General features: G+C 71.9%; 11 protein-coding genes. 6 read left to right on the top strand and 5 right to left on the bottom strand.

All coding sequences use genetic code 11. The features are described 5' to 3' along the window. The first annotated feature begins 17 nt into the window (after positions 1–17). Positions 18–1337 (top strand): YjiH family protein, encoded by a 1320-nt coding sequence (locus ACRWK8_RS11500; protein WP_378746042.1) that lies wholly within the window; start codon positions 18–20, stop codon positions 1335–1337. 48 nt (positions 1338–1385) lie between these two features. Here the strand turns inward: ACRWK8_RS11500 and ACRWK8_RS11495 are convergent, their stop codons facing one another. Genes ACRWK8_RS11495 through ACRWK8_RS11480 form a run of 4 tightly spaced genes read right to left on the bottom strand, consistent with a single transcriptional unit; the run spans position 1386 to position 4922 of the window. Continuing rightward, positions 1386–2402 (bottom strand): pyridoxal-phosphate dependent enzyme, encoded by a 1017-nt coding sequence (locus ACRWK8_RS11495; RefSeq protein ID WP_431870143.1) that lies wholly within the window; start codon positions 2400–2402, stop codon positions 1386–1388. Continuing rightward, a complete protein-coding gene (locus ACRWK8_RS11490) occupies positions 2360–3406 on the bottom strand; it encodes a GHMP family kinase ATP-binding protein (RefSeq protein ID WP_378746052.1) in 1047 nt (348 codons plus the stop codon). The genes ACRWK8_RS11495 and ACRWK8_RS11490 overlap by 43 nt, the downstream gene beginning before the upstream one ends. Further along, positions 3403–4203, bottom strand: coding sequence for a Rossmann-like domain-containing protein (locus ACRWK8_RS11485; RefSeq protein ID WP_431870140.1), 801 nt, complete (start codon positions 4201–4203; stop codon positions 3403–3405). Before ACRWK8_RS11485 ends, ACRWK8_RS11490 begins: the two co-directional genes overlap by 4 nt. Further along, entirely contained in the window at positions 4200–4922 is a 723-nt protein-coding gene (locus tag ACRWK8_RS11480; protein WP_378746070.1) for a class I SAM-dependent methyltransferase, read from the bottom strand. Before ACRWK8_RS11480 ends, ACRWK8_RS11485 begins: the two co-directional genes overlap by 4 nt. Positions 4923–5202: 280 nt before the next feature. On the opposite strand from ACRWK8_RS11480, the gene ACRWK8_RS11475 reads away from it, so the two are divergent. Continuing rightward, entirely contained in the window at positions 5203–6438 is a 1236-nt protein-coding gene (locus ACRWK8_RS11475; protein WP_431870138.1) for an MFS transporter, read from the top strand. Between the two features lie 99 nt (positions 6439–6537). Here the strand turns inward: ACRWK8_RS11475 and ACRWK8_RS11470 are convergent, their stop codons facing one another. Then, positions 6538–7347: a DeoR/GlpR family DNA-binding transcription regulator gene (locus ACRWK8_RS11470; protein ID WP_378746088.1), complete on the bottom strand. Its 810-nt coding sequence runs from the start codon at positions 7345–7347 to the stop codon at positions 6538–6540. A gap of 162 nt (positions 7348–7509) precedes the next feature. Here ACRWK8_RS11470 and ACRWK8_RS11465 point away from each other — a divergent pair, with 162 nt between their 5' ends. From ACRWK8_RS11465 to ACRWK8_RS11450, 4 genes are all read left to right on the top strand, one after another. Next, positions 7510–8901 carry a homoserine dehydrogenase gene (locus ACRWK8_RS11465; protein ID WP_431870136.1) on the top strand — a complete coding sequence of 464 codons (1392 nt, stop codon included), beginning with the start codon at positions 7510–7512 and terminating at the stop codon, positions 8899–8901. A 1-nt stretch (position 8902) separates the two neighbouring features. Beyond that, a complete protein-coding gene (locus tag ACRWK8_RS11460) occupies positions 8903–10294 on the top strand; it encodes a GntP family permease (RefSeq protein ID WP_378746102.1) in 1392 nt (463 codons plus the stop codon). A gap of 94 nt (positions 10295–10388) precedes the next feature. Further along, the gene (otnK, locus tag ACRWK8_RS11455) at positions 10389–11636 is read left to right on the top strand and encodes a 3-oxo-tetronate kinase (RefSeq protein WP_431870133.1); all 1248 of its coding nucleotides are present in this window, start codon (positions 10389–10391) and stop codon (positions 11634–11636) included. After that, positions 11633–12283: a class II aldolase/adducin family protein gene (locus ACRWK8_RS11450; protein WP_431870131.1), complete on the top strand. Its 651-nt coding sequence runs from the start codon at positions 11633–11635 to the stop codon at positions 12281–12283. Before otnK ends, ACRWK8_RS11450 begins: the two co-directional genes overlap by 4 nt. Positions 12284–12293 lie beyond the last annotated feature (10 nt).

Raw genomic sequence — 12293 nt, 5'->3', positions numbered from 1 at the left:
GGCAGGAGGAGCCCCCCGTGAGCGACAACGCGACCGCTTCGAAGGCGGCCGGGACGTGGCGCCTGGTCGTCTACAGCGGTATCGGCATCTTCATGTTCTTCGTTCCCGTGACCTTCGGGGACCGGAACGCCATCCCCCTCGACCATCTGGTCACCCTCCTCCAGGCCGGGCTCGGACCCGCCCTTCCCTACGTGATCTGGCTGGTCATCGCGGCCGGGACCGTGGTCCCCTTCGTCACGGGAACGTGGCGGCACAGCGGTGTGAAGCTCGTGTTCGCCCTGCTCAACATCGTGGGCCTGGTCGTGGCCTCCATGGTGATCCTGGACGTGGGTCCCGCGTGGTTCATGGGCGACGACCTCGCCCCCTTCCTGTTCAACGCCGTGGCCGTGAACGTCGGCCTCCTCGTGCCGGTCGGCGCGGTCTTCCTCGCGATGCTGGTCGGATACGGGCTCATGGAGTTCGTCGGCGTGCTGCTGCAACGCGTGATGCGGCCCGTGTGGCGCGTCCCCGGACGCTCGGCCGTGGACGCCGCCGCCTCGTTCGTGGGCAGCTACTCGCTGGGCCTGCTCATCACCGACCGCGTCTACCAGTCCGGGCGGTACACCGGCCGGGAGGCGGCGATCATCGCGATCGGGTTCTCCACGGTCTCGGTCACGTTCATGGTGGTCATCGCCAACACCCTCGACCTGATGGGGATCTGGCTGACCTACTTCTTCCTGACGTTCCTCGTCACCTACGCGGTCACCGCGATCCTCGTGCGCGTCCCGCCGCTGAGCCGTATCCCGGACGACCACTTCCCCGGGGCGACGCCGCAGCCCGAGGAGGAGGTCACCGGCAACCGCGTCGGGCACGCGTGGCGCGAGGCGAGGAAGGCCCTGGTCGCGGCGCCCTCCCTGCCGCGCAACGTGTGGGTGAACTTCGTGGACGGGGTCCGGATGAGCATGTCCATCCTCCCGTCGATCATGTCCGTGGGCACCATCGGACTGGTCGTGGCGCACTCCACCCCGGTCTTCGATCTGCTGGCCTACGTGTTCGTCCCCTTCACCTGGGTGGTGGGGCTCTCCGACCCCATGCTGGCCGCCAAGGCGCTCTCGGTGGGGATCGCCGAGGTGTTCCTGCCCGCCACCGTGGCCGCCGGGTCCGAGGACCTCGTGCTCCGTCTGGTGGTCGGGGTCGTGTCGGTGTCCTCGATCGTCTTCTTCTCCGCGCTCGTCCCCTGCGTCCTGGCCACCCGCATCCCGCTGACGGTGGGGCAGCTCGTGGTGATCTGGTTCCAGCGGGTCATCCTCAGCACCCTCATCGCGGGCCCGCTGGCCTACCTGCTGGTCGGTCTCTGACCCCGGTCCGAGGAGGGCCGGGTCGCGGCCCGGCCCTCCTCAGGTCGGTCACTCCCGGTGGACCGCCCGTTCCGGGGCGGGCTGGCGCCCCCAGGCCATCCGGCACCAGGGCGGCGACAGCTCCTTGAGGTCACCGACCTCCCGGGGAACGAGGTCGGTGACGTCAGCGGCCTCCTCGTGCCGCGCGAAGACCGTGTCCACGTACCGGTGTCCGGTGTCGGGGGCCACGAACACCACCCGCCGGTCCGGGGCGGCCGCCGCCTCCCAGCGCGCCACCAGGTAGGCGGCTCCCGTGGAGAGCCCAGCGAAGACCGCGTGGCGGCGGAGCAGGTCCGTGCTCCCGGCCAGGGCCGCGTCGAAACCGGTCCAGTGCAGGGTGTCGTACAGGGTGTGGTCGACGTTGCCGAAGGGGATGGAGCTGCCGATCCCCGCGATGATGATCTGCGGGTCCGTGACGTGGTCGCTGCCGAAGGTGACGCTGCCGAACGGCTGGACCCCCACGAGCGGGGTGTCCGGGGCGCTCTCCCTCAGGTAGCGGGCGAGCGCCCCGGTGGAGGCGCCCGATCCGACCCCGCCCACCAGGGTGAGCGGGCCGTCTCCGGTCTCCTTGCGGATCTGGTCGGCCACCGCCCGGTAGCCGAGGCCGTGGACGACGTCGTGGTACTGCCGCATCCAGTGGTAGTCGGGGTGTTCACGGAGCACTTCCCCGACCCGTCGCACCCGGCGGTCCTGGTCCAGCCGGAGGTCGTCCGAGGGCGGCATCTGCTCCAGGGTGGCGCCCAGGATCGCCAGTTGGAGGCGGAGGGGCTGGTCGATGGTGGTGGAACCGATGATGTGGCAGCGCAGGCCGTACCGGTGGGCGGCCAGGGCCAGCCCGTAGGCGTAGATGCCGCTGGAGCTGTCCATGAGGGTGTCACCGGGGCGGACCACCCCGGTGTCGAGCAGGTGGCGTACGGCCGCGAGTGCGGAGGCCACCTTCATGGACTCGAAGCGCAGGCACAACAGGCCCCCGCCGAGGTCGATCAGGTCGGGTCTGGCGATGGCTTCCGAAACGTGCTCGTCCAAGGTGGCTCCGCGGTGGTCGAGGGTGGTGGGGCCGGGGTGGGAGGGGTCGAGGCGACCCCGGTGAGGACGGGCCGCGCGAAGGGGGGCGGCGAGGCACCGAACCGTGTGGACGTGGAGAACACGCGGTGGGGGGTGAGCCCCGCCGCGTCGAGGCGGTCGGCGGCGGCCGCGAGGCGTTCCCCGAGATCGGGGGCGGCCGCGTCGAAGAGCACACCGGCCACGTTGCCGCTGTGCGCCACCTGGATGCCCACCGCACCGCACTCGCGGGCGACCTCCCTCAGCGTGCCCAGCTCGTCCTTGGGCAGCACACGCTGGTTGAGGATGGCACTTTCGGTGCTGACGCGCCCGACCCCGGCCACGTCCTCCTCGGTGATCGCGGTACGCAGCGCGGCACGCAACCTCTCGTAGACGGCGATGTCCCCCCGTCGTGCGTTCCCCTTCAAGGAGAGGGTGTCGACCGGTTGGCCACTTCCGGTCAGACAGCCCACGACCGCCATCTCCGGCAGCACGGGGCCCAACTCCTCCAGGACACGGCCCTCACGCTGGGCGAACAGCAGGGGGCGCTCCCCGAACATGACCGGGTCGCTGGCGCCCTCCGCCGCGACAGCGACCCGGGCCACGGACTCCGGAGACAGCTCCACGCCGAGCCCGGCCGCGACCGCGCGCACCGATGCCGTCACGTCGCTGGTGGACGAACCCATGCCGAGCCCGGGCCGGGCCCCGCCCCGGACGCTGAGGTAGCCGCCCACCAGCGGTGTCCCGGCCACGCGCGCGCACTCCGCCACGGCGAGTTCGGCGGCGCGTGCCGCCTTGGCCCGGTCGAGGGGGTCGACGACGACGTGCCGGGGCGCCTTCACGGAGAACGGGGTGAACAGCGCGCGGGTCCGGGGCTCGGACATCGGCAGGGTGACCAGACCACGGGTGGGGCGTCCCCGCTCGTCCAGGAACACGCCCTGGAGGATCTCACCGTGGTGGCAGGTCGCCTGTCCAGTTCCTACGGTCACTCTCGGGTTCCTTCTCGGTAGCGGTAGAGGTGGGTCGGTTCTGCGCTGAACTGCGAGAACGGGAAGGGTTCGGCGGAGACCGCCGTGACGCCCGAGCCGAGGAAGGCCCGGGCGACCGCGCTGCCGCTCTGCGCGTACAGGACCAACGGAAGGTCGCGTTCGCGGCAGCGTTCCAGGACGCGGTCGAAGCTGCCGTTGCCCAGGGTCATGCCGGTGGCCACGACCGCGTCGGCCTCGGCCAGGACCTCCTCCATGTCGGGGCTGACGGGGTCTCCCCACTGGGTGCGGCGGAGGTTGAGGTCGCAGGGCAGGCACTGGCCGCCCCGCTCCCGGATCGCGGCCACGAGGGGGTTGACCACGCCGATCAGGGCGATCCGCCTGCCGTCGGGGTCGGGGAGGAGACCGGCGATCGCGCGGTCGCGGGCGACGGCGCGCTCCTCGGGGGTGCCGTACGGGAGGGTGACCCGTTCGGCGCGGGGGTCCTCGGAGTGGGGGTGGGCCTGGCCCAGGTAGGCGTCCAACGCGGCGAGCCGTACCGGGGCCGGGCCTCTCAGGAGGTCGGCCAGGGGTCTGCCGGACAGGTCCGCGCACACGTCAGGGTCCAGCTGGCCCGGTTCGAAGGAGCACGCGCCGAAGGCCCGGCCGATCCGGACGAGGACGTACTGGTTGAGGTAGGTGACGTCGCCCCCGGCCAGGCGGGTGCCGTGGTGAACCCAGAACACGCTGGTGGCGACGGGGAGGTCGGGGGTGTCGAGCACCGACTGGAGAAGGGTGTCGAGGGTCTGGGGGTGGCTCACTTGACGTTCTCCCGGGTGAGGCGGAACAGGTAGGTCAGGACTCCGTCGTTCCAGTCGTGCAGGTGGTGGACGTGGGCCGTGAAGCCCTCCTCGACGGCGTGGCCGATGATCCCCCGCAGGTCCGCGGTGTTGGAGGCGACGAAGTAGACCTGGCCGCCGGGGGCCAGGAGGTCGCGTTCGGCGAGCTGGGTGAAGAACGCGTCGGTGACGGGTCGGCCCGCGCAGACGTTGCGGACGATGTCGGGGTCGTCGCTCACGGGCTGGCTGACCGCCGGCGGATTGAAGGTGACCACGTCGAGTCGCGGTTCGGGCGGGAAGGCGGCGAACAGGTCGGAGACCAGCGGGACGAACGCGGTCCCCTCCCCCGCGCCGACGACGCGCCGGTAGTTGTGCTCGGTGGCCGCCACGCTGGCCGGGTGGACGTCGGCGGCGAGGATCCGGGCCGCGCCGCGGAGCCCGGCCACGGCCGCCTCGACCCCGAGTCCGACTCCCATGGCGGCGTAGACGCGTCCGCGCACGTCGATGTCGTCGTCGAGGACGCGCTGGTGGATCATCCGGCTGGTGGCGCCGGGGAGGAACACCTCGGGCGGGACGTCGAACTCCCACCCGTTCCACGAGTAGGAGCGGAGGGTGTGCAGGTCGACCCTGGGCTGGTTGAGGCCGATGATCCGTTCGGCGGGCAGCGGTGGGGGCAGCTGGGCGATCTGTGCGGGGTCCACGCGTGGCCTTTCGGGGCAGGGGGCATCGGTCGGTACGCCCTGGGGGCGCCGGTTCCGACGACCATAGCGAAAACGATTATCGTTGTCACGAGGAGCTCCTCGCTCCACGAGGTCGCTGCCCCCTTCACGCGAGCGCCAACCCCCACGGAAGCGGACATCCACCCCACCGCAGGCCAACCGCCCACGCCGTGGGATCCAGTTTCGCCAACAGAGTCGCAACTGATAATCGTTTTCACTAGAGTGAGACCCTACACACCCCGAACCGAGATGAGTACTCCTCGTGTCCACGACGCCGAACACGACCCGTCCCCGGGAGCGCCGTGGCGCACCGCTGCTCCGGCCGACCTTCGTCCGCCTGTGGTGCGCGACCACCGCGTCGGGCCTGGCCACCTGGGCCATGCCGTTCATCCTGGGCCTCGCGGTCCTGCACGGAACGCTGAGCGCGGTGGGGCTCGGGCTCGTCCTGGCCGCCCGCACCGCCGGGTTCCTGGTCGCGGTCCCCCTGGGCGGCCTGTACGCCGACCGCCACTCGCGCCGGGCCGTGGTCCTGTGGTCCGGGCTGGCGGCGGCCGTCGCCAGCCCGGTCCTCGCCGCCGGGCTGGGCGGCGGCTCGGTCGCCCTGATGACCGCTGCCGCCGCCGTCGTGGGTGTCGGCCAGGGCGCCTGCCGCCCCGCCTTCCAGGCGCTCACCGCCGAGGTGGTGCCCGCCGAGGACCGCCAACAGGCCAACGCGGCGCTGACCTTCTCGGTGCGTGGGGTGACCTTCCTGGCCCCCGGCCTGACCGCCCTGCTGGCCACGGTGACCGGCCCCCAGGTGCTCCTGCTGGTCACGGCGGCCCTCTGGCTGGCCGCGGCCCTGCTGCCCCGAGGCGGAGACGCCACCCCCGTCGAGCGCCCCGCGCGGGCGCCCTTCCACGTGGAGTTCGCCGAGGGGCTCACCGAGGCGCGCCGCCACACCTGGTTCCTCGCCGGGCTGGGCGCCCTGACCGTGGTGATCGCCCTGGGCTACTCCGCGACCAACGTCCTGCTCCCCCTGGCCAGCCGCGACCACTACGGGACCGAGGCCGTGCTGGCCGGCGCGCTGACGGCGTACACGGCCGGGGCCCTGGTCGGAGCGGTGCTGGTCTCCCGCTGGAAGCCGCGCGCCCAGGGCTGGTGGGCCCTGTTCGGGCTGGGTCTGTACGCCCTCGCGCCGCTGAGCCTGGTGTTCCCCGTCGGCGGACTCTGGGTGTTCGCCGCCTACGCCGTCGTGGGCCTCGGCGTGGAGCTGTTCAACGTCCCGTGGTTCACCGCCGCCCAGCGCGAAGTGGCCCCGGACAAGCTGGCCCGGGTGTCGTCGCTGGACTTCCTGTTCGCCTACGGGTTCGCCCCGGTCGGGCTGGCGCTGATCGCCCCCGCCGCCCAGGTCTTCGGTGCGCAGACCGTGCTGCTCGGCTGCGCCGCCCTGTGCGTCCTGGCCCCGGCCCTGGCGGCCCTGGCCCCGGGCTCCCGCGACTTCCGCACCCGCCGCCCCTGACCCCGCGCCCGAGACGGGGTGGGTCCCCGGGGCCCCGGGGCACCGGGGCCACTTCGGGGCCGTCCTCACCGTGACCGGGGGCGCCGGTCACGGTGGGGGTCAGACGGTGGGGTCCAGACGCGCCACCTCGTCGGAGACGCTCTGGGGGCTCACGATCTCCAGGCTGACACCGACCTCCTGTATGGCCCGCGCGGACGACTCGGCCAGACGGTCGTCGGTGATCACCGTCGAGAAGCTCTCCAACGCGGCGACCTTGAAGGTGCCGAACGCGCCGTACTTGTCGGCCCCGGCGACCAGCACCGACGACGACGCGGCCGCCATCGCGGCGCGCTTGACGGCGACCTTGGACCGCGAGGGCGTGGTCGAACCGCGCCCGATGTCCCACGAACTGGTCGACATGAAGGCGACGTCGATGTTGAACTCCGCCACGGTCGCGGCGGCCATGTCGCCCACCGCCGAGCGGTTCTCACGGTCGATCTGCCCACCGACGAAGTACAGGGACAGGTCGGGGTGGTCGGACAGCGAGGCCGCCGTGGTGAGGTCGTTGGTGATGACCGTGAGTCCGGTGACTCCCCACAGCGACGGCACCAGGTGACCCAGGGTCGTCCCGGCGTCCAGGTAGACGGTGTGACCGTCCTCGACCAGGGCGGCCGCCGCCTGGGCCATGGCGCGCTTCTCGTCCAGGTCCAGACGGGACTTGTCCAGGTAGGAGGGCTCGGTGCGGACCTGGGAGGCGAGTTCCACGCCGCCGGGGACCGATCGGACCCGCCCCTCCTCCTCCAGGTTCATGATGTCGCGGCGGACCGTCATGTGCGAGACACCGAGGATGTCGCAGAGCTCCTTCACGCTCAGCACACCCGTGCCGCGCAGTTCTCTCAGGAGCAGTTCGCGCCGTTGCGCCGGGATCATCGTCCTCCTTCGAGTGCGTTCACAGGACCATGGTAGCGAGTGTTACCAGATGATACGAGGCGTGATAATTGTTGACTCGCATGTTCCTCTCCTGTTAAACAGGGCGTGTTGCCGTTACGGATGAGGACAGCGTGTCCACCGTGACGTGAGAGAAGGAGAACCATGCAAGCCACCAGCACCACGGGTCCGCCCCCGCCGACCGTGCGCTACGCGATCACCGGAGCACGGGGCGGCTTCGCCCGCACACTGCTCGCCCAGACGCCGCGCATGGAACGCCTGCGTCCCTCGGTCCTGTGCGACCTGGACACCGAGGGGACCGTCGCCCTGTGCGTCGAACTCGGGTACCCGGCCGCCGCGTTGAGGGCGTGTTCCACCCCCGGCGACCTGGCCGCGCTGTCCGGTGACGAGATCGCCGTGATCGACGACGCCGCCCTGCTCGAACACGCCGACTACGACGTGCTCGTCGAGGCCACCGGCAGCCCCGCGGCGGGCACCGACGCCGCGCGGCTGGCCATCGGGACCGGTCGCCACGTGGTGATGGTCTCCAAGGAGGTCGACTCCGTCTCCGGCGTCGCCCTGGCCGCCCTGGCCGCCGAGCGGGGCGTGGTCTACACGCCCGGCATCGGGGACCAGCCCGCCAACCTCATCGAGTGGTACGAGCGCACGCGCCTGCTCGGGCTCGACGTCGTCGCCATCGGCAAGTCCGGTGAGTACGACCTCGTCTTCGACCCCGCCACCGGCCGCGTGCGCCAGCTCGACCAGGAGGTCCACGCTCCCGAGATGGCCTCCCTGCTCACCCTGGGCGAGGACGTGCCCGCCACGCTCGCCTCCCGGGCCCTGGCCGTCTCCGACATCACGCGTTCGGCCGCCGCCGACTACTGCGAGATGGGCGTGGTCGCCAACTTCACCGGCCTGGTACCCGACGTGGAGTCCCTGCACTACCCCGTCGCGCGCACGGCCGAGCTGGCCGACGTCTACGCACTCGCGGAGGACGGCGGCATCCTGACCCGTTCGGGCGTCGTGGACGTCTTCAGCGTGCTGCGCCTGCCGGACGAGGCCTCCTTCGCCGGCGGCGTCTTCGCCGTCGTCCGCACCGGTGACGACGTCTCCTGGTCACTCCTCGCGCAGAAGGGCCACGTGGTCTCGCGTTCGGGACGCTACGCCTGCCTGTACCTGCCGTACCACCTCATGGGTGTGGAGACACCGCTGAGCGTGCTGGCCGCCGCCGACCACCACCGGGCCGCGGGCTCGCGTCCGCCCGCCCCGCACGCAGTCCTGGCCGGACGGGCCCGCACCGCGCTTCCCGCCGGGACCAGGCTCGACATGGGCGGCCACCACCACGACGTGACCGGTGTGGCGCCCGTCCTGCTGGACTCCGCCGACGCCCCCGCCGACGTCGCGCCCCTCTACCTGGCGGCGCACACCACCCTGGCCCGCGACGTGGCCGCCGGGGAGCTGCTGCTCCTGGGCGACCTGGCCGAACCCGAGGACACGCTCCTCGACACCTGGAACCAGGCGCGCACACGCTCGCCCCTGAACACCGGAGAGCAGTGACATGTCGGACGTCCTCACACTGTTGGCGTTCCTTGGCGCCATCGCCGTGCTCGTGCTCTTCATCGCACGGTTCAAGGTCCACCCCGTGGCCACGCTGTTCATCGTCGTCGTGGCACTCGGGCTCGTCCTGGGCATGGGCGGCACCGGAACCGTCGAGCTGGTCAAGGAGGGTTTCGGGAGCACACTGGCCAACGTCGGCCTCCTGATCATCTTCGGCTGCGTCCTGGGCAAGATGCTCGAACTGAGCGGCGCGGCCATGAAGATCACCGAGACGGCCCTGCGGCTGTTCTCCGAGAACAAGGTGCCCTGGGCGATCGCCCTGGCCTCCACCGTCCTCGGCATCCCGCTCATCGCGGACACCGCCGTCGTCATGCTCATCCCCATCGTCTCCGCCCTGGCCTACCGCACGGGCATCTCGATGATGAAGCTCGGCCCGATCCTCTACATCGGCGCCTACGTCATGACCTCGGTCATCCCGCCCGGTCCGGGCCCGCTCGCGTCCGCCTCGCTCCTGGACGTCAGCATGGGCGAGGCCATCATCTACGGACTGGCCGTGGGCGTCCCCGGCATCCTGGCCGCCACGATCTACCTGTCGCGGACCAAGACGCACGTGCCGCCCAAGCCCGAGTTCGTCGAGCACCTGGCCAACGCCGGGGGTGGTTCCTCCGGGGCCTCCGGGTCGGCCGGCGCCTCCTCAGACGCCGTCACCGGCGGGGACGAGGCGCCCCGGGTCGGGCTCTTCGGCTCCCTGCTCCCGATCCTGGCGCCCATCGTCTTCATCGTGGTCGCGTCCCTGACCGCCCCGATCCTGCCCGAGGGTTCGTGGTTCACCGCGACCGTGCTGTTCGTCGGTGAGCCGACGATGGCGCTGTTCCTCGCCTGCCTCCTCGCCCTGCCCCTCTTCCGGGGGCGCTGGCGGGACAAGGCCACCCTCAACGACCTGTTCGAGTCCGGACTGCGCATCGCGGCCATGCCCCTCGCGCTGACCGGTGTCGGCGGCGCGCTGGCCACCATCATCCGGGAGACCGGAGTGGCCGAGAACGTCGCGGGAACGATCGAGAGCACCGGGCTGTCCCCGGTCATCATCCCGTTCCTCATCGCCGCCGCCGTGTGCACCATCACCGGCTCCAACATCCTGGGCGTCATGACCTCGGCCGCGATCATGCAGCCGCTCCTGCCCGCCCTCGACCTCTCGCCGCTGGTGGTGTACCTGGCCTGCGCGACCGGCGCGCAGATCATGAAGCACGCGAACTCCTCCGGCTTCTGGGTCACCACGACGCTGTCGAACATGACCGTCGGGCAGGGCATCCGCTCCATCGGGGTGGCCTCGGTCATCTCCGGTATCACCGGGTTCGCCGTCCTGAACGTCATGATCGCGACCGGTCTCGTCTAGGGGGTGTTCCGTGGGGTCCCCCTCCACGGAACACCCCTCCACGCCGTCGCCCCTCCCCCCGTCCGTCCACCACCATCGATCCACAGGAGAACCCATGGCGACCCTCGGCGCGATCGCCGACGATCTCACCGGAGCCACCGACCTCGCCATCACGCTCACGTCCGCGGGCTTCCGCACCACCGTCGTCCTGGGAGCGGACGCGGACGGCGAGCGGCACACGCTCGACGCCGCGAACGGTGCCGACGCCGTGGTCGTGGCCCTGAAGTCGCGCACGATGCCCGTCGACGAGGCGGTCGCGGTGTCGCTGGACGCGCTGGCGTGGCTGCGCCGGGCCGGGTGTGAACGGTTCTACGTCAAGTACTGCTCCACCTTCGACTCCACTCCGGAGGGCAACATCGGCCCGGTCTCCGAGGCGGTCCTGGAGGCCCTGGACGAGGAGGTCACGGTGATCGCCCCGGCCTTCCCCGCGAACGGGCGCACCGTCTACCGGGGCCACCTGTTCGTCGGCGACGAGCCGCTGGACGAGTCGCCCATGCGCCACCACCCGCTCACCCCCATGACCGACTCGAACCTGCTCCGGCTGCTCGAACCACAGGTCAGCCGGGGCGCGGACGACACGGCCCTGGTGCCGTGGCCGGTGGTGTCCCAGGGCGCCGACGCGGTGCGCGACGCCATCGGCGCCGCCCGGGAGGCCGGAGCTCGGTTCGTGGTCGTGGACGCCCTGCGTGACGCCGACCTCCGGACCCTGGCCGCCGCGACGGACGACCTGCGTCTGCTGACCGGCGGCAGCGCGCTCGCCCAGGGGCTCTGCGGCCCCCGGTCCGACGAGCGCTCGGAGTTCACCCTGCCCGGCGGTCCGCGCGTGGTGCTGTCGGGCAGCGCCTCCCGGGCCACTCAGGGACAGGTGCGGCACGCTCTCTCGTCGGGCTCCGGTCTCCGGATCCGCGCCGCAGCGCTCCGGGAGGACTTCGAGGCCGTGGTGTCGAGCGCCGTCACGGAGGCGCGGGCCAGCGAGGCGGCCCCGTTCGTCGTCTACGCGACCGCGTCGCCGGAGGACGTCGTGGACACGGCGGACGCGCCGGTGATCGAGCGGGCCCTGGCCGAGATCGCGGAACGTCTGATTGCCGCGGGGACACGTGCGCTCCTGGTGGCGGGTGGTGAGACCAGCGGAGCGGTGGTGCGTCGGCTCGGTGTCGGCTCGCTCACCCTGGGCCCGGAGGTCGATCCCGGAGTGGCCTGGATGCTCGGTCACCGCGACGGTGAGGACATCCACCTGATGCTCAAATCCGGGAACTTCGGCGCCGAGGACCTGTTCGTGCGGGCGTGGGAGGAGGGCGCGTGAACGAGCAGACACGACGCGCCGCCGAGGAGCTGTGCGCGACGGGACGCCGCGCCGTGGACCTGGGACTGAGCCCGGGATCCTCGGGCAACGTCTCGGTCAGGGTCGGGGGCACCGTCCTGATGAGCCCGACCGGGGTCTCCCTGGGGGATCTCGAACCCGAGGGCCTGTCGGTGCTGGACGACGCGGGGACGCACACCGGCGGTCCCGCCCCGTCGAAGGAGTTCCCGCTCCACCTGGAGATGTACCGCAGGTCCGGGTCGGCGCGCGCCGTCGTCCACCTGCACTCGCCGCACTCCACGGCGGCCTCCTGCCTGCCCGCGTGGTCGGCCACGTCGGCGCTGCCGCCCGTCACGCCCTACCTCGTCATGCGTGTGGGCCAGGCTCCCCTGGTCCCCTACGCGGCGCCCGGCAGCCACCGGCTGGCCGAGAACCTCGCGAAGCTGCCGGGGAGGTTCGACGCGGCGCTGCTCGCCAACCACGGCTCCCTGGTGGCGGGCGCGGACCCGGGGACCGCCCTGGCCGGAGCGATCGAGCTGGAGGAGGCCGCGCGCGTCGTCGTCGCCCTCCGGGGGAGCACCTTCTCGGTGCTCTCCCCCGAGGAGGTCCGGGAGCTCACCGACCGGTACGGGACCACCTGGGACGTGTGACCTCCCTGCC

Origin of the sequence: Nocardiopsis eucommiae, assembly GCF_965344335.1 — a bacterium.
Lineage (GTDB): Bacteria > Actinomycetota > Actinomycetes > Streptosporangiales > Streptosporangiaceae > Nocardiopsis > Nocardiopsis eucommiae.
The sequence above is the reverse complement of the archived record's forward strand: the minus strand, read 5'-3'. Positions and strand labels throughout refer to the sequence as shown.

Excerpts from the sequence above, each read along its gene's own strand:
- ACRWK8_RS11470 (WP_378746088.1), bottom strand. The coding sequence starts at position 7,347 with ATGATCCCGGCGCAACGGCGCGAACTGCTCCTGAGAGAACTGCGCGGC.
- ACRWK8_RS11465 (WP_431870136.1), top strand. The coding sequence starts at position 7,510 with ATGCAAGCCACCAGCACCACGGGTCCGCCCCCGCCGACCGTGCGCTAC.
- otnK (WP_431870133.1), top strand. The coding sequence starts at position 10,389 with ATGGCGACCCTCGGCGCGATCGCCGACGATCTCACCGGAGCCACCGAC.
- ACRWK8_RS11460 (WP_378746102.1), top strand. The coding sequence starts at position 8,903 with ATGTCGGACGTCCTCACACTGTTGGCGTTCCTTGGCGCCATCGCCGTG.